This window comes from Bdellovibrio sp. HCB209 (genome assembly GCF_047306065.1).
Taxonomy (GTDB): Bacteria; Bdellovibrionota; Bdellovibrionia; order Bdellovibrionales; family Bdellovibrionaceae; genus Bdellovibrio.
In genome coordinates this window covers 3,177,078-3,194,759 of the sequence record NZ_CP178618.1, presented here as the reverse complement: position 1 = coordinate 3,194,759, position 17,682 = coordinate 3,177,078, and the positions used below count along the sequence as shown (strand labels likewise).

Below are 17,682 nucleotides of genomic sequence, written 5' to 3'. Positions count from 1 at the left end.
TATCTAGTCTGGCAAATTGCCAGACTTTTTCGACTTCTCTCACGTAATCTCATATGTGAGACCCCCACATCTCTTTTATTTTCACTCACAAATTCAAGAACTTCTGTTCGTCATACTGAAGGACTTTTCATTATTCCTTAACAATGAAACGGTTTTGGTTGTCTCAATCTGACGCAAAAACGCGATTGGACGTTGGTCTAATCACGGTGTTTCCTCGGAGTTCACGATTTGCATCTTAGGGAAATCTCTAGGAATTCTGAATATCAACCGAAGAATATGGAGTCAAAGTCGCTTTTCTGTATGTACGTGGAGGACGTGTGAAAAGAACTACATATTCAAGATTCAGTAAAATGCGAATCGTGATTCTGTTCACTTCTCTATTCACATCTATTGTGAGCTTTGCCACGCCTTCAACTTTCTCTTATCAAGGTCGTATTACGAGTTCAACAGGCGGTAATCCAGGTTTCACCATGGCTTCGTTCAGCTTTTCAATCATGATTGATAAGGCGGGCGGTAATAATCCTAACTGTACTTTGTATCGCGAACAGAAAGATCTGGTTCCTATTTCTGCGGATGGTTTGTTCGACGTAGCAATCGGTGAAGGTACAGCAGACTTTCCTAATTCATCAGCAAAAGTACATCAGTTCATGAATAACTCAGCGACGATTAGTTGTGCTGAGGGTGGTACTTTCTTAGTTTCTGCAAATGACAGACGTTTCTTGGATGTTCAATTTAATCCAAATGGTACTGGTGGTTGGAATCATATCACTCCAGCGGCAGAGATTCGTTCCGTGCCTTATGCAACGAATGCTCTTTCTGCTGAAACTTTAGGTGGCTTAGTTGCAACTGACTACGTTAGAAAAATCGATCTAGGTACTTGTACGACAGGTCAGTATCTTACTTATAACGGTTCGGTATTTAGTTGTGGAGTGCCATCGGGCTCGGGCTCTATGGATGCTTCATACTCTATTAAAGGTTTGGTGCAATTCCTGACAGATGCAGCGACTTCTGGAATCGTTGTTACAGGTGGTGTTGCAAGAGTGAATGCGGGTACTGGTGCAAATCAACTTGTGAAGTTGGATGCGACTGGTAAGCTTCCTGCGGTGGATGGTTCTGCATTGACGAACATCGTGGCGTCTTCGGCGACATCTGCTACTACTGCAGGTACTGCGACGAATTTTTCGGGTTCACTATCAGGTGATGTGACGGGGACTCAATCTGCCACTTCTGTAGATAAAGTGAAAGGTATGACCGTTGTTACAACGGGTGCTGCCAATGGTAAGGTGTTGAAATACTCGGGCGGTTCGTTGGTATTCGACGACGATAACACGGGCTCTACAGTTTCAGATTCTTCTTATACAGTTAAAGGTGTTGTTCAGTTCGATACGAATGCCGCTACTTCGGGTATTGATATATCGAGTGGTGTTGCGAAAGTTAATTTCGGTACGGGCAATAATCAGATCGTAAAATTGGACGGTACTGGTAAATTGCCAGCGATTGACGGTTCGCAATTGACGAACTTGCCAAGTCCAACTTCTGCTACAAATTTTTCGGGTTCACTGTCTGGTGATGTGACAGGTGGGCAAAGTACGACGGTCGTTGGAAAAATCAAAGGTGTCGAAGTTGATACTACTGGCATCGCCAACGGTAAAATTCTTAAATACGATTCATCAGGTTCTGGTAAATGGGTGATCGCAGACGATGCGACGGGTGGTTCACCTGTTGATGCATCTTATGCCGCAAAAGGTGTTGTTCAGTTCAACTCGAACGCGACGACTTCAGGTATTACGGTTTCCTCTGGTGTGGCGAGTGTGAATTTTGGTACGGGTGTTGGTCAGGCTGTGCAAGTGCAAACGGGTGGTAAATTACCAGCGTTGGATGGTTCTGATTTAACGAACATCGTAGCGAGTTCTTTGTCAGGTATCTTGCCAATCGCAAGTGGTGGTACGGGAGCTTCAACTAAGACAGCTGCTTTCGATGCGCTTTCTCCATTGGCTGCTAAAGGCAGTATCGTTACTCACAATGGAACTAATAATATTTCTTTGGCCGTTGGGACAAATGGACAAGTTTTAACAGCTGATTCGGCCGTGGCCGCGGGTGTGAAATGGGCTTCGCCAACAGCGACGGATCTGACGACGATCACTGGAACAGGTATCGTTCAAAGAACAGGTGCTGGCACTTATGCGGCTCTTGGAACTGCGGCTCCACTTAATGTTGTGGGTACTGATCTAAGTTTGTCTTATGGTTCTGGTTTGACTTTAAATACGGGTTCTTTGGTTGTTGATACAGGAACTACAGCTGGAAAAATCGTGGCCTTGGATGGCACGGGCAAATTGCCTGCGATTGACGGTTCGCAATTGACGAACTTGCCAGCTCCAACTTCTGCGACAAATTTCTCGGGTTCTTTGTCAGGAGATGTTTCTGGCACTCAAACAACAACATCAGTTGATAAAATCAAAGGTATCACCGTGGATACGACAGGTATCGCGACTGGCAAAGTTTTGAAATACGACTCTGCGGGTGGTGGTAAGTGGGTTCTTGGTGATGACAATACGGGTGGCGCGCCAGGTGTGGCATCTTACTCGGCAACAGGCCTCGTGCAATTTGATACGAATGCGGCAACGTCCGGTGTTGTTGTGAATGGTTCTGGTGTTGCGAAATTGAATTTCGGTACAGCGGTAGGAAATGTTGTACAAGTTCAAACAGGTGGCAAACTGCCAGCCCTGGATGGTTCTGATTTAACAGGTATCTTTCAATCTCCATTGTCGACTGCGGGAGATATTTTAACTCACGACGGTACAAATAACGTGCGTATGGCTCGTGGGACTGCTGGCCAGATTCTTTCTTCGACAGCAAGTGGTCTTCAGTGGATTGCTGCTCCGACGTCGGTAACAAATTTTTCGGGTAGTTTGGCTGGTGATGTGACGGGTTCGCAATCAACAACAGTCGTTGGGAAAATCAAAGGCGTTGAAGTAGATACTACAGGTATCGCGAATGGAAAAATTCTAAAATACGACTCTTCTGGTTCAGGTAAATGGGTGATCGCAGACGATGCGACGGGTTCGGCCCCAGGGGATGCAACATATGCTGCTAAAGGTGTTGTGCAATTCAACTCGAATGCCACAACTTCAGGTATCACAGTTTCATCTGGTGTAGCGAGCGTGAATTTCGGTACGGGTGTTGGTCAAGCTGTTCAAGTTCAAACGGGCGGTAAATTGCCAGCTTTGGATGGTTCTGACTTAACGAATATCGTGGCAACTTCATTGGCAAGTACTTTGGGTATTGCTGGTGGTGGTACGGGTGGTACTACTAAAACTGCGGGTTTCGATAATTTATCGCCACTAACGACAGCGGGTGATTTGCTAACTCATGATGGTACGAACAACGTTCGTATCGCACGCGGTACTGCTGGTCAGATCTTGTCTTCGACAGCAGGTGGTTTGCAATGGATCAATGCTCCGTCTGCTGGTGTGACAAGTATTTCAGGAACTTCACCAATTGCTGTATCGGGTACTACAACTCCGGTTATTTCAATTAATGCGGCGACAGCCTCAGCGCTAGGTGCTGTTTCAGTCGGTACGGGTCTTAACGTAACTGCCGGTGGTGAGATCAGTGTGGCTGCGGCTCCAGATCTTTCATCCATCGTTGGTACTGGTATCGTGCAAAGAACAGGCACTGGTACATATACAGTGCTCGGCACTTCATCTCCATTAGCAGTTGTTGGTTCAAATATCGTTTTGAATACAGTGCCAATCGCAAGCGGTGGTACGGGTGAAACGACGGCCGCAGCGGCATTTAATGCATTGGCTCCATCAACAACTAAAGGTGATTTGATTGTTCATGATGGTTCGACAAATAAAAACGTTCGTCTGCCTGCAGGTACGAATGGTTACATCCTGACTGCGGATTCTGCGGTAACGGGTGGTATGAAGTGGGCTGCGGCTCCTTCAACAGGTGTAACGAGTGTTTCAGGAACTTCTCCAGTGCAAGTATCTAACGGCACAACAACTCCAGTGATTTCAGTTGATCTTGCGACAGCATCGACAGCCGGTATCATGCAAGTGGGTACGGGACTTTCGGTGGCGAGTGGAGTGGTGAGTGTGAACTCAACTTCATCGACAGGTGTGCTGTTGAATGGTGGTAACTCGTTCACGGCTGCAGGCAGTGTTGGTACGAATGATCCTTATGGCTTTAGTATCGAAACAAACGGTGCAAACCGCATCACTGTTGCCAGTGCGGGTAATGTGACTGTCAATGCTCCAACTTCGGGTGAAGCGTTGGTGGTAACAGGATCTATTCGCGGTAAGAGTTATACTGTACCTTCGGGCACAACAGTTGATTGGTCGAATGGTAATACTCAAACCATCACGGCCAACTGTGGAACTGCATTGACGTTCCAAAATATGGTTGATGGTGGTGTTTATACTTTGGCGATCACGACCACGTCTTTCACGAACTCTTGTAGATTCTCTCAAACGTCTCCGGATGCTTTGTCGGGGACTGCCGGTTCTGGAGATTTCTATTTCCTGCCGGCCAATGCAACTCCATCAGGTACGAACGCTGTATATTCCTTTATGCGCATTGGTTCGAAAGTTTATGTGAATTGGAGCAGCGGCTACGCGAATTAGTATTTAAAAAAATCTGGAGATTTTAATTTGAACGTCTGGGTTGTTTGTTTGTCACTTTTAGCGGCTTCTGTTTCTCATGCTGATGAGAACTGGAGTGCTGTGACCAAACCACCGGGAGATTACACCGCTTCGGGTGTTGTCACGATTACGGGCGCGGTCACTCTAAATCCCGGCACCTATTATTTTTCAACTCTGGTTGTGAACTCTTCACGCACATTAACTATTCAAGGGGATACCGCGGCAGGTACCGGGGTCGTCATTAATGCTTCCACCGTTACAATCAGTGGTACCGTGAATGGGGATGGTGCTGGGTTTACCGCAGCTTCTGCACCAGGCGCGGGTCAAGCAGGATCAGGAACTGCTGCCGGTGGTGGATGCCACGGAGGATGGGGCGGCTTTCCCGTAGTAATGTTAAATTGTAACGTGTACGGTGATCCGTTAAATCCCACCACACTCGGCTCTCCTGGCAGAATGAATAGCTCGGCAGGTCTTGGTGGTGGTGCTATCAAGTTCGAGGTCACTGGTACAATGACTGTCAATGCGGGTGGAACGATTCGCATGAATGGGACTGATTCAAGTGCCGCCGGGACAAAAGGTGGCGCTGGATCTGGCGGAAGTATTTGGATTAAAGCAGCTACATTTGCCGGCTCGGGAAATATTCAAGCAAACGGTTCAAACAGCGCAAATGGACAAGGCGCGGGTGGCGGTGGCCGGGTCGCCATTCACTATTCTGCCAGTACATTTTCGGGCAGTGCGACGGCCAATGCGGGAACTTCTTCGGCGTACGGTAAAGCTAGTCAGGGGTCGGTTTGGTGGGTCGACTATACAAACAATGATCTTTTAATAAAATCTGCCTCGACCATTTCAAATGGAACTTACAATTTTAGAAACCTGACGATTCAAAGTGGTGGTGTTCTTTGGAATGACTGCCATGGTGGAAAGGGAGAGCAAGGTTCCGGTCCCGGTCTGACAATGTATCAATATGGTAGCGGAGGCGGGCATGGAGGGCGTGGAGGATTTGCAGCAATCGCCGGAGGGACGACCTACGGTAATATGATTGAACCCACCTCAATGGGATCTGGAGGCGGCATGAACGAATCCAATGCCATTGGTGGATGGGGCGGCGGTGCTATTAAGTTAGTGCTTTCAGGAACTCTGACGGTGGATGGATATCTGACATCGGAGGGGTGTGAAGGTTGGTACCAGGATCAATACTATCCTGGCGGCGGATCGGGCGGCAGCATTTGGATCATCGCCCAATCGGTGCTTGGTTCTGGGACTATTAGTGCCAACGGAGGCAATGGTGGTATCGATAGCTCCAACAACGAATGGGGCGGGGCGGGTGCCGGAGGCCGAATTGCAATCTACTATTCAAACTCCATCAGTTCCTCGCTAACAATTGGCGTGGCTCCCGGGACACAAGGGTGGCAGGACGGTGTTTCTCCAGGCTCTGCCGTGGTGATAAATTCGACGACGAATGATTTACTTTTTCCAGTCACCAGCACTATTCAAAATGGAACTTACACTTACAGAAATGTGACTCTCGCAGCGAATGCCGTGGTCACTGCCATTGAAGGACAAGGGCAAAACACGGGCACGGGAAAAGGTGCCAGTAACGGAACCCGAGGCGGTGGCGGTGGTTACGGTGGTGCGGGTGGATCCGGAGGCAGCGGTGCCGCCGGTGGTACGACTTATGGATCGAACACTCAGCCTGTCGATGTAGGCTCAGGGGGCGGTGGTTGTACGAGCCCAGGTATCGGTGGAACTGGTGGCGGAGCGATTAAGTTTATAATTAGTGAAACTCTGACGGTTAATACCGGCGCCGTTTTGTCGGCTTCTGGTGCAAACAAGATTGATATAAATCGCTGCGGTGGTGGCTCTGGCGGCAGCATTTGGATTGCGACTAAAAACGTTAGTTCCGTAACAGATGGAATCATTGCTAAAGGTGGTTCGGGTTTCGACGGGACTAATAATGGAGGCGGTGGCGGCGGTGGTCGCATTGCCATTTATTATTCTGGAACATACTCTGGCACACTGAACGTCTCCGGAGGAACTGGAAATGTGGCAGGAAGTCCCGGCACCACTTATTTGCAGCAACTCGCATCTGCCGTGCCTTGGTTTTTTAGAGGGCATTGAGGCTACTCGGTATAGCACGCACGATGTTTCCCATCCGTTTATTTTTCATCTAAGAAACTGTGCTCGATATCTTCAAGTGCTCAGTCGAGCAAACTACTGGTTACAACGAAAGTCTCAAATTGTACTCATTGCGAAAAATCCATGGTCACAAGGTCTAGTCGACCACTAAAATAGAAGTAGTACAAACGTGTTAGGTTGATCGAAATGTGTAGGACTTTGTTTCTTCTATTATTCTCTCTGCTCACAACTGTGAACGCATTTGCCGATGTAAATTGGTCAGGTGCACAGACCGCTGGTGACTATACATCGTTAGGTGTTGTCACTGTTGATGCGAATGCGACCTTCGCAGCTGGCACATATACCTTCGATACTCTCATCGTAAATTCTGGAGTGACCGTCACTGCAAATTCCTTTGCTGGTGCAGGTGTCATTATCAATGCTAATAGTATGACTGTTACGGGCACCATCAGTGCACAAGGTACGGGGTTCGCAGGTGGAGCCGGTGATGGCGCGGGCGTTGGCAGACTTGGTGGATGTCACGGCGGCTTTGGTGGAGTTCCTGTCGCAGGCTCACCATGTTCTGCCTACGGAAACCCATTACAACCAACGACGTTAGGCTCTGGTGGTGGACCTGGTACGGGTACTGCGGGGCTCGGTGGTGGTGCAATTAAAATTGTTGTTAATAGTTCGCTGACTTTATCGGGAACAGTTTCGGCAAATGGCACTGCTGCAAGTGGTAGTGCAGGCGGCGGAGCGGGTGGCAGTGTCTGGATTGTAACTACTAATATATCTGGCGCAGGAGCCGTTACTGCGAGTGGAGGAAATAGCAGTAGTAGTGGTGGCGGTAGTGGCGGTCGTGTGCTTGTCAGTTACAGCGGTACAAATTCTTTCACGGGTTCTATCACTGCACCAGCTGGAACTGGCGGTGGGACTTGGGCTGCTTCAGTCGGTTCTGCATTGCTGATTGATTCTACGAACAATGATCTCTATGTGAAATCTCCAAGTACGTTGGCAAACGGAACTTTTACATTTCGAAATATCACGATCCCAAATACGGGATCTCTGTCGGTTGATCAGTTGGGCTTTGCTTCGAATGCCGGATCTGGTTTGGGCGGAATAAACGCCTCGGTTGCTTCAGGCTCCAGTCATGGCGGACGTGGCGGCTATGCAAGTTCGTGGGTTTTAGCAGGTCCTACTTATGGTTCGGCTTTGGAGCCAATAACCAAAGGTTCCGGTGGGGCTGCAGCTGGATCAGATCACGGTGGTTTTGGTGGCGGAGCTCTAAAACTTGTTGCAACAGGTACGCTGACTTTAAACGGAAAAATCACATCAAATGGTGGCGGCTCTATAGCTGCTGGATCGAATAAGCCAGGGGGACCTTCTGGGGGCAGTATCTGGATTGTTGCCGATAGGCTTTTGGGTTCTGGGGGATTCGAGGCGAAGGGTGGTTATGCAGTTGAAGGTAATGGTGGTGGAGGAAGGGTTGCCGTTTACTATGCGACTCAATATAGCTCATCTTTGACATATGACGTTTCATACGGAGCTAATAACGAAGGAACCCAAGCATACTCAGATGGATCTTTAGGTACGGTCGTTGTTATCGATAGCACTAATCACAATCTGACTTTTCCAGTGTCGTGTTCTCTTACTAATGGAACTTACAGCTTTAATAATGTCACAATCGCGGCGAATGCAACCGTATGGGCGCAAGATGGAAATCTTCCGGGTGAAGGACCTGGTAAAGGTGTTGCGAGTACAAGCGCCTCCAATGATGCGACAGGTGGCGGTAGCTATGGTGGCTTAGGTACCAGCGGTTCGAAAACGAGTGCCGGTTCTACTTATGGATCTGCGACGGCTCCCACAGAAATGGGATCCGGGGGAGGAAAGCTTTACTCTCTATCTAACGGACAACCTGGTCGTGGTGGAGGTGCCGTGAAGTTTGTCGTTTCCGGAGCGATGACAATTAGCTCGGGAGCCTCTCTTTCTGTGAAAGGTGGCGAGTGGTTTGCCGTTGGGGCTGCAGCAAGTTCAGGCGGTGGTGGTGGTGGTTCCGGTGGTAGTATTTGGATCAATACAAATACCATGACGGCTCCGAACTCATCAGTCATCGCACAAGGAGGGGCTGGGGACTCGTCGATATCATCACGTAAAGGTGGTGGCGGCGGTGGTGGACGTATTGCTATTTATTGTTCAGGTACTTGTATAACGACCAGTGCTTTATCGGTGACCGGCGGCTCGGGTGCTTCAACCGGAGCTAGTGGTACTCGTAATATTTATGGTTATGGTCCTGCAGTGGCACTCGTATTTACTCAACAACCATCTGCAACAGCAGTTCAAGGTATCAACTTGACTCAGGGTCCCGTCGTTGGCGCGCAAGATGCCGACGGTAATGTGATCCCAAGTTATAACACAGCAGTGACGATCACAGCCTATTCAGACTCTGCGTGTACTATTCCGGCGACTGAAACTTTAAATGGAGCCAGCAATAGCAGTTACACGGGGCTCGCATTTTTTTCTTCGATGAATTACACGCGCATGTCGACAATTTACTTGAAAGCTGTGGCGGGTTCACTAAGTACGGCTTGTTCAAACGCTGTTGTCGTTGATACAAATCCGGCAACTCAATTGGTATTCACAATGCAACCTCCAGCAACTGCGATCGTTGGAGAAGATTTTTCTACTCAGCCAGTGTTGGAAGGCCGCGATCCAAATAATTTAATCGATATCACTTTCAATGGAGTGATCACGATTGTCGCTTACGTCGATAATGCGTGTACTGTCATGGCGGGAGGTAATCTTTCGGGATCTCACACGACATCTTTAGGTGTCGCCAACTTCGCGAATGTAAAATACGACAATGGCGGAGATATCTATGTCAGGGCCTCTTCAGGCTCGCTCACCAGTGCGTGCTCGACATTAGTGAGGGTGAATATCAAGGCCTCGCCATGGCTCTTCAGAGGGTATTAGGGCCCTCTGTCTGCGTATAGCACACATGCTGTTTCCGAGAGTTTTCTTTTTAACCTAAGAAACACTTTGTGTGCCTCATTCAGGACTGTTCATCCGTTTCATCTTTGATGTGAATCTAGCGCTAACTAAAATGAAAAGATGAATAATTTCTTGCACGTTTTTCTTATCGTTTTAAGTATAGTGTTCACTAGTGTGAACGCATCAGCAGATGAAAATTGGTCGGGCGCTAGAACTCCGGGTGATTATACTTCGGCTGGTGTCGTAACCATTAATGCTGCGACAACTTTTGCTGTCGGTACATACACCTTCGATACTTTGATAGTTAACTCCACTCTGACTATTAACGGCGATACTGGAACCAACTCCGGTGTGATTATCAATGCAACAACCATGACCGTGGGATCCGGTAGCATCAATGCTGATGCAAAAGGTTTTGCGGGGAATGCAGGTCCGTGCAAGGGTGCGATGACCATGGGCGGATGTCATGGTGGGTTTGGTGGTTACGGAGACGAGCTGGGTGCTTTCGGTACTCCTTATGCAAACTCGTTACAGCCGACTACTTTGGGATCTGGCGGCGGCACAGGGGGATCGAACACTCCTGGTGCGGGTGGCGGCGCGATTAAACTTGTTGTATCAGGCACTTTGACAGTCACGGGAAATATTTCGGCAAATGGTGGAAATGCCGTTGGCTCCTCTGGTGCAACTAAGGCCGGCGGTGGTGCGGGCGGAAGTATATGGATTGATGCTGGCACACTTGCGGGAGTTGGGGCGATCAGAGCGAATGGTGGTTCTGGTATTAATTCCTATTCAGGTGGCGGCGGGGGTGGTGCTGTCGCAGTTTACTACGCCACTAAAACACATTCCGGAACAATTTCTGCAAATGGTGGCTCATCAACTGGCTTTGCCGGTTATCCAGGATCTGTTTTGTTAATTGATTCTGTGAATAACGATTTGTATGTGAACAGTGTATCTCAGGTTGCGAATGGAACTTACTCTTTCCGTAATATCACTGTCAGTTCTGGTGCGGGCTTAACTGTTCAGGGGCAAGGTTCTAAAGGAAACAATGGCGCTGGAAAAGGTCTTTGCACAGGTAATGAATGCGGTGGCGGAAGTTACGGAGGCCGTGGCGGAGGCGGCGGCTCTGGGACGAATACAGTTGGTACGGGAATGCCTTACGGCTCAACAATTGAGCCCGTCGATGTTGGTTCGGGTGGAGGGCTATCCGGCACTTATGCATTTGGCGGTGAGGGTGGCGGAGCGATCAAGCTTATCGCTACCGGGACTCTGACTAATAATGGGACTATCGATGCAGAGGGAATGCCGGGCAAGGTAGGAGCGGGATCGGCTACGCCCGGTGGCGGTTCAGGCGGCAGTGTTTGGGTTGTAGCCGGAGACATCGCCGGGAATGGATTATTCCAAGCAATTGGAGGCACGGGCGATGGCGGCGCTGGTGGTGGAGGTCGAATTGCTCTTCATTATTCAGGCACTTTAAGTTCGTCGATCACATATAGCGTGGCAATTGGTGGGGGAGTTACGACATTGGCTACTGTTGGCTCTGTCGTTCTTGTTGATACCACCAATAACAATCTTAGTTTTCCAGTCAGCTCCACGATCACTAGTGGCACATATACATACAACAATTTGACAGTATCTCCGTCCGCTAAAATTTCTGCATTGGACGGTGCAAATGCAAACGCAGGTGACAGGCCTGGAGCTAACGGAGCATCCACATCCGGCGGCGGCGGTGGTGGTCACGGCGGAGTTGGTGGCACGAGCCCAGGTGGCGCTGCTGGGGGAACAACAATAGGATCTGCGACAGAGCCAGTGACGAAGGGATCTGGCGGAGGAAGCAATACCAGTGGGCGCGGTATTGGTGGCGCTGGTGGCGGGGCCTTACGTCTGATTATTTCAAACAGTGTGACCATTGGTGCCGGAGGAAATCTAAACGCCGACGGCGGGAACTTCGGATTTGGTTACGGTGGTGGTGGTTCGGGTGGCAGCATTTGGATCACAGCCACAAATATTATTTCAGTTGCTAATGGAATCACAGCAAAAGGTGGCAATGGTGATTCTTCATATGGTGGTGCCGGTGGAGGTGGTCGCATCGCGATTTACTGTACAGGTTCGTATTCGGGAACAGTCAGCGTTGTTAAAGGCTCTGGACTTGGTTCTGCCGGTAACGGATCAAGTACGATTAAATGCACAAGCCCCGTTTGGTTTTTCCGCGGATACTAAGAAGGGCTTCTAGTTCTTGAAGCCCGCAAAGTTAACAGCTTTCCAGTATTCTGCAGCTGTCAGAGTTTTGAACTTCTCAGAGTGAATGAAAGCATTGAAGTAACGAACACGCGCTGAGTTCTTAAAATCATTTTGCGGTAACAATCCTTCACGATAAATGAATTCGTGCATGATCAAAGCAGCGCGATGGCCTGAATTCAAATTTGTCCAGATCGAGCCATTTATAAGATACTTAACACCGTCCGGTGAGTGATCGCGGAATTGTGCGGCTGCTTGTTGAAGCTCACAACCTTTGGGGATCGCAATCCAACCTTCATCTCTGATATTGCCGAAGTCACTGCCTGTGACCATACGCACTTCTGATTCTAAACTTTGCAAATAAGAACGATACAAGTTCGCGCGTGTGATATCGTGTTTAGCGATGCGATCAATCAAAGTTTTCAAAATTACTTTGAAATCGTTATGCGCAATCGCTGTCGGTTGAAGACCGTAGACTTTGTCGCCCTCATAAATATCTAGTGAGCGATAAGAAGGAACTTCCAAGCCTGGGCAAGCGATCACATCACCACCATTTAGCAACTCGTCACCTGCGAATGCAGCGAATGGTGTTGTAAATAAAACTACCGTTAGAACAAGCTTTGAGATCATAGACATTATTCACCACCTAGAATTGGGAACATGTCGCCACACAAATGCGAATTTTGCAATTATTTTTGGAGTCACTTGTGGATGCAGTTAGCTATAGAGCTCAAGGAAGCGGAAGTATTGCTCGCCAATAACGTCTATTTCCATTGGGACGCCTTTGGAATCCAGCACCTGGGGGAAGTTTAGTTTGAGTTTGCCGTCGACTTTTTTGAATTCCAGGAAGTTCGTGAAAAGTACGGAAGTTTCCTCACCTGTCTTTTCACTAAAGTAGGGAACAAAGAAGCTTTCAATTTCTGTTTTTGGCGGCAGAAAACCATCGACTAGATTCATTTGATTTACGAAAACTCGCGGGCAATGAAGCAAGCGCAGGCGTTGGCATTCGATACTATAAATCCATGAGTGAAAATTTCTGATACCCAAAGAGTTGATGGAAATTAGATCTTTCAAATCCAAGTTCAGATCGAACTGCGGATTTACTTCAACACCATCAAGTGCGGATGCATACTCATTCAAGCTTCCTTTCAACAGAAGCGTGGTGGTTTTATCCGCAATAGAAAACGAAAGTTGCAATGGCATTAAATTACTCGATGATTAATTTCGGAGCCGGGAGTGGCTTCTTCTCATCTTTCATCGCAGCATCAGGGTTGGTCAAGGTTGCTTTAATTCTTGTAGCAAGGTCTTGCTTGATTTGTAGGTATTGAACAGTTCTCTCTGTTCCTAACAGAGGCTTCAATTTGTCTAATTCTTCTTCGCTGATCTTATTAAATGACTGAAGATTCTTTTTATAGAGAGAAAACTCTAACTCGAGTTTTTTCTTATCTTGGATTTTAACAAGCGACTCTAATGACGTTTGTAAGGTTTTGTTGAGATCGGATTTCTTTTTGTTTAGATCTTTGATGATCTCAGAGAAAGATTTTTCTTCTTTAGCTGTGAGCTTAAGCTCATCACTCATTTTCCAGATCATGAGTTCCTCAAGCTGGTTTCGCTTAGCTACAGACGGTGCGCTTTCAGCGAACACAGCAAGAGGCTGCATGAGAATTGTTAGAATTAAAAAAGAATAAATCCAGCTCACGATCTTCACCCGAAGGTGATCAGCGTGTGACCCGACCACCTATAATTTTATTGAGTTTAGCTATCGTTAAATTTTCGGATGATTCGCTGGCTACGTCCACAAAAAAGTCAGAATCCGTCTGACTGGAGATTAAGGTCTGGGACAAGTCTTCAGGAGATAAAATCGCTTCCATGACAATTCTCTCGCGGCCATCACTTAAAAGTCCGGCACGCTGCATACCCTGATTTACCTTTGCCAAATGGGGGACAATCATCATCGCAGCTGCTGCGAGTGACATGATGCCCCCGGTTGGATAAAGCCAACCACGCCAATGAGCTCTGAGCATATTTTTTGGACGCATCAGCAACGGTGCTGGTGCAATCTGTGTCTGTTCGACTTCAGACATAATTTTGTCATGAAGCCGATCAAAAAAATCATCACTCATAGATATCTCAAGATCATCATTGGCCTTAAGACCTTTGCGGACTTTATCTAAACGATTGTGGGTCTCTCTCTGATCCATTCTCATTATCCTTCCGCTTCAGCGTATGTTTGGAAGAAGCCACCAACTTCTTCACTCCAGCTTCTAAGGTCACCTTGCTCCTCAAAAGTCTGACGTAGTTTTAGTAAGGCATGGCGGTAGTTCGCCTTAGCTGTGTCATATGGACATTCCATAATATCAGCAATTTCGTTAAAGCTAAGATCCTCGTACACGCGCAGAACCAAAGCTGTTTTCTGCTTCATTGGCAGCTTGTCTACTTCTTTCTGAAGGATGTCAGCCACCGCCGTGTGAACGAGAGTGTTTTCAGCCTCCGCATCTACTGCCAAGTTCGCATCTTCAAAATCAACTGTGTCTCTTTTGAACTCACGCAACTTATTACGAGCAGTATTTACGGCGATCTGGAACAACCAGCTCTTAAAGGAAGCGCGCCCTTCAAAGGAATTCAGTTTCTCGTAAGCTTTGATGAAAGCTTCCTGAGTAACATCCTCCGCGGCATCCGTGTCCTTCATGAATCTCAAACTCAGTCGCAGTACACTTCTTTGATGTCGTTTCACGAGTTCGGAAAAAGATCGTCTATCCCCAGACTTCACTTTTTCAACAAGTTCAAGATCCGATAATACAATTAGATCTTTCTGCATATATGACTCGCTTCCGTATAAATTCGGTTAACGTTCCTGAATTTTTTTCCCTGAAGAGTCATCTCGACCCCCCCTCAGTACTTCGTAAATTCGATCCCCCAAACCGAAGTACCTACACCTTTCCTTATAGCAATCTGGGTGCCAGAATTTCAGAGTCAAAACGGCTCTAAATATATGATTTAATTTATGTTTTTAAGAATTGGTTATGGGATGTATAAGAGATTGTTATGGGACAAGGCGCCGGCATTCCGCAGTGGCGAAGGAGCGCCTCCTTTGCTCGGACAGTCCTCGCTCTTGTTTGAGTTGGCATTTTAAAATCGATCTGGTTCGATGTTTGGGTGTTGCTTCGTCCTGGCTACAGAGGCCTGCGGAACTCGACGGAGGCGCTCTTTCGCCACCGCGGAATGCCTCGTTTGTCGTGCAATCGATTATATTGTTCCTTGGAATTCCTGCGGACTGAATTGCATCATATATATGTCGCTCGTGGAGATTCCGCAGCGGTGCGCGTGGTTGCATTTTGAATTGCTAGACTAATTATTCGGTGTCGAAAAGGTGCCAGGTCCTTGTTCACCTTGGTGTGCGTTAGGTACGTCCTTACCTAAAAAAGGTAGGCCCTACCTTTTTAGGTATTTTCTTAATTGAATCTCAGCTCTATTTTCGACTTTCGAATTTTCGATTCTCGCGCACCTTAGTGCGTGGGGATTTTGGATTCTTTTTTCTTTTGGTCCTGTTGGGTTTCGGCTGATGGAATATTGGCGCGGAGCTCATTTTCATTTGTTGTGCCAATGAGTTCTTTCAGTTTTTTTGCGGGGTCTTTTTCTTTTTCTAGGGCTTTGCAGCGTTCGATGAAGATTTGGAAGCTCTTGCCGCTTTGTTGGTACAGGGCTTCGAAGTCTGCTAGGTCTTGGAGATAGGTTTTATAGACTAACAGTCTTGCGTTGTTGAGTTTGGCTGTGGTGAATTTTTCGTAGTTCTTGGTTTTCATTGTTGGCAGAACTTTTTCTTTGAACTTTTCTTGGATGGCTTGGATTCGGGCCATTCTTTTTTCTTCGATGCGTTCTGCTGCGGGAAGATTTTTATACCAGTCTGCTAACTCTTTTAATTCGGCAGAGATGAACTTTGAAAACGTTTTGTCGTCTTCGTTGTCTTTTTTAATCTGTGCGAGTGTCGGGGAGTTTGCTCCCTCTTCTTTAAGATAGTATTGCTCGGCACCTTTGTTGCCCAGGAACATCGCTAAGCTTTCGTTAAAGTCGGCGCTGCTTTTGATATATAGAGTGGCGTGAACGGTTTCATGAATGATTGTGTTCACTAAATCATAATCTTTATATCGTAACATCGAGCTTAGGAGTGGATCTTTGAACCATCCCAATGTGGAGTAGGCAGAGACTCCGCGCATGTAGGTGTCGAGATCTTCTTTTTGCATTTCTAGTTCTTGTTCTTTAGCGGCCTCTTCGTTGAAGTAGCCTTTGTAAGGCATTTTGCCAACGAACGGGTAGGACCATTGATAATGTTTTAGCTCCCACTTATAGGCGGCACTCACTACGTAGGTAACGTAAGGTCTGTCTAACTTTACGTAAGATGTGTAGTTCTCTGTGGGTTTCAAATGCAGATCATTTTCGGCAAAGGCGCGGGCTTTTTGTGCTAGCTCCAGTTTGCGTTTTTCTTGATCGCTGATTTTTGGATCTTTCAATGCTTCGTCGATCGGGACGCGGGCATTGAGGAGTTTCATTTGGTTGTAGGCAGAGCTTGCCAGATAATTAATTTGGCAGCCTGCTAAGAGTGGGAAAAGTAGGACTAAATATTTTAAAGCATCCATGTGATGCCGGCTCGGATCGCAGAGTCGTTGGTTTTAGAGCCGCCGCCAATTGGAGTTTCCCAGGCATCGTAACTGATTTTGATACCCATGGTATCCGTTAGGGAAATTTTTAAACCAACACCGTAGGATGGAGCGATCGCGCTGTCTGGTTCATTTTCGTAAGTGTCTTGGTTTTCGATTTTGATCGTTTGCTTACGACTGATTTGTGCAACCCCACCTTTGATGTAAGGTTGGAACAATGCTTTTTTATCAGCCAAGATCAGGATCAAGTCAGATCCCAAGATTTGAGATTTTTGAATCGTTGTACGCTTAGGATCTCCGCTGAAGGCTTTTGAAACCACAACAGATTGTGCATCCGTGTAACTTATCTCTAGAGCGATTCGTTCCCACAAATAAAATGACATCGAACCTGTTACTGATTCCATTTCATTGTAGTTGTTTGTGTCATAGGTTTGAGTCTTGTGACTGTACTGAGCACCCAGTTCCACGTTCATGGCGTTGGCAGTGACAGAAAATATCGACGCGACTGACAAGATCGAAGCTAACAAAAATCTATTCATATTCCTCTGATATTACCAAGGCTTAGTGGTGAGTGACATGAAATCCGCCCCTCTCTGGACTAAAGGAAGCAGAAGTTCTACTATGGTCCTATGACTGAAAAAGTACTGAAATGTGGATTGCCCTCAGATGAAGCTGAACTTAAAAGACTCCTGACTCCGGAGCAATATCGGATCATGGTCGAGAATGGCACCGAGATGCCATTTAGGAATTCTTTTTGGAATCACACCGAGCCCGGCGTTTATGTCGACGCGATTTCTGGAAAGCCCTTGTTTTCCTCTGAAGATAAATTTGATTCTGAGTGCGGTTGGCCTAGTTTTACTAAGCCTATCTCTCCCGATGTGGTTATAGAAAAACCTGACTTCTCTCACGGGATGGTTCGCACTGAAGTCCGTGCTAAAGATTCCAATGCTCACTTGGGGCACGTCTTTGATGACGGTCCTCCACCATTGGGGATTCGCTATTGCATCAACTCTGCATCTTTAAAATTTGTACCAAAAAAATAG

General features: G+C 47.2%; 12 protein-coding genes. 5 read left to right on the top strand and 7 right to left on the bottom strand.

All coding sequences use genetic code 11. The annotated features are described in order from the left end of the window. The first annotated feature begins 317 nt into the window (after positions 1–317). The 4 genes from ACLVWP_RS15490 to ACLVWP_RS15475 all read left to right on the top strand — a co-directional run bounded on the left by ACLVWP_RS15490 (position 318) and on the right by ACLVWP_RS15475 (position 11,966). Positions 318–4,628, top strand: coding sequence for a beta strand repeat-containing protein (locus ACLVWP_RS15490; protein WP_413558528.1), 4,311 nt, complete (start codon positions 318–320; stop codon positions 4,626–4,628). A gap of 27 nt (positions 4,629–4,655) precedes the next feature. Continuing rightward, positions 4,656–6,764: a hypothetical protein gene (locus ACLVWP_RS15485; protein WP_413558526.1), complete on the top strand. Its 2,109-nt coding sequence runs from the start codon at positions 4,656–4,658 to the stop codon at positions 6,762–6,764. 249 nt (positions 6,765–7,013) lie between these two features. Further along, a complete protein-coding gene (locus ACLVWP_RS15480) occupies positions 7,014–9,731 on the top strand; it encodes a beta strand repeat-containing protein (protein ID WP_413558525.1) in 2,718 nt (905 codons plus the stop codon). Positions 9,732–9,869: 138 nt separating this feature from the next. Next, positions 9,870–11,966: a hypothetical protein gene (locus ACLVWP_RS15475; protein ID WP_413558524.1), complete on the top strand. Its 2,097-nt coding sequence runs from the start codon at positions 9,870–9,872 to the stop codon at positions 11,964–11,966. A gap of 9 nt (positions 11,967–11,975) precedes the next feature. Here ACLVWP_RS15475 and ACLVWP_RS15470 read toward each other — a convergent pair whose 3' ends face one another. The 7 genes from ACLVWP_RS15470 to ACLVWP_RS15440 all read right to left on the bottom strand — a co-directional run bounded on the left by ACLVWP_RS15470 (position 11,976) and on the right by ACLVWP_RS15440 (position 17,178). Next, positions 11,976–12,620: a hypothetical protein gene (locus ACLVWP_RS15470; protein WP_413558523.1), complete on the bottom strand. Its 645-nt coding sequence runs from the start codon at positions 12,618–12,620 to the stop codon at positions 11,976–11,978. An 81-nt stretch (positions 12,621–12,701) separates the two neighbouring features. Further along, on the bottom strand, positions 12,702–13,187 hold the full coding sequence (locus ACLVWP_RS15465; protein WP_413558521.1) for a hypothetical protein: 486 nt from the start codon (positions 13,185–13,187) through the stop codon (positions 12,702–12,704). A gap of 4 nt (positions 13,188–13,191) precedes the next feature. Next, positions 13,192–13,644 carry a hypothetical protein gene (locus tag ACLVWP_RS15460; protein ID WP_413558519.1) on the bottom strand — a complete coding sequence of 151 codons (453 nt, stop codon included), beginning with the start codon at positions 13,642–13,644 and terminating at the stop codon, positions 13,192–13,194. A gap of 58 nt (positions 13,645–13,702) precedes the next feature. After that, positions 13,703–14,185 carry a hypothetical protein gene (locus tag ACLVWP_RS15455; protein WP_413558517.1) on the bottom strand — a complete coding sequence of 161 codons (483 nt, stop codon included), beginning with the start codon at positions 14,183–14,185 and terminating at the stop codon, positions 13,703–13,705. Positions 14,186–14,190: 5 nt separating this feature from the next. After that, a complete protein-coding gene (locus ACLVWP_RS15450) occupies positions 14,191–14,802 on the bottom strand; it encodes an RNA polymerase sigma factor (RefSeq protein ID WP_413558516.1) in 612 nt (203 codons plus the stop codon). A 688-nt stretch (positions 14,803–15,490) separates the two neighbouring features. Next, the gene (locus tag ACLVWP_RS15445; RefSeq protein ID WP_413558515.1) at positions 15,491–16,618 is read right to left on the bottom strand and encodes an aminopeptidase; all 1,128 of its coding nucleotides are present in this window, start codon (positions 16,616–16,618) and stop codon (positions 15,491–15,493) included. After that, entirely contained in the window at positions 16,606–17,178 is a 573-nt protein-coding gene (locus ACLVWP_RS15440; protein WP_413558513.1) for an outer membrane protein, read from the bottom strand. The genes ACLVWP_RS15445 and ACLVWP_RS15440 overlap by 13 nt, the downstream gene beginning before the upstream one ends. A gap of 90 nt (positions 17,179–17,268) precedes the next feature. Between ACLVWP_RS15440 and msrB the strand changes: the two genes are divergently transcribed. Continuing rightward, positions 17,269–17,682 carry a peptide-methionine (R)-S-oxide reductase MsrB gene (gene msrB, locus ACLVWP_RS15435; RefSeq protein ID WP_413558512.1) on the top strand — a complete coding sequence of 138 codons (414 nt, stop codon included), beginning with the start codon at positions 17,269–17,271 and terminating at the stop codon, positions 17,680–17,682.

Excerpts from the sequence above, each read along its gene's own strand:
- ACLVWP_RS15470 (WP_413558523.1), bottom strand. The coding sequence starts at position 12,620 with ATGTCTATGATCTCAAAGCTTGTTCTAACGGTAGTTTTATTTACAACA.
- ACLVWP_RS15465 (WP_413558521.1), bottom strand. The coding sequence starts at position 13,187 with ATGCCATTGCAACTTTCGTTTTCTATTGCGGATAAAACCACCACGCTT.
- ACLVWP_RS15450 (WP_413558516.1), bottom strand. The coding sequence starts at position 14,802 with ATGCAGAAAGATCTAATTGTATTATCGGATCTTGAACTTGTTGAAAAA.
- msrB (WP_413558512.1), top strand. The coding sequence starts at position 17,269 with ATGACTGAAAAAGTACTGAAATGTGGATTGCCCTCAGATGAAGCTGAA.
- ACLVWP_RS15440 (WP_413558513.1), bottom strand. The coding sequence starts at position 17,178 with ATGAATAGATTTTTGTTAGCTTCGATCTTGTCAGTCGCGTCGATATTT.
- ACLVWP_RS15475 (WP_413558524.1), top strand. The coding sequence starts at position 9,870 with ATGAATAATTTCTTGCACGTTTTTCTTATCGTTTTAAGTATAGTGTTC.
- ACLVWP_RS15455 (WP_413558517.1), bottom strand. The coding sequence starts at position 14,185 with ATGGATCAGAGAGAGACCCACAATCGTTTAGATAAAGTCCGCAAAGGT.
- ACLVWP_RS15445 (WP_413558515.1), bottom strand. The coding sequence starts at position 16,618 with ATGGATGCTTTAAAATATTTAGTCCTACTTTTCCCACTCTTAGCAGGC.
- ACLVWP_RS15460 (WP_413558519.1), bottom strand. The coding sequence starts at position 13,644 with ATGCAGCCTCTTGCTGTGTTCGCTGAAAGCGCACCGTCTGTAGCTAAG.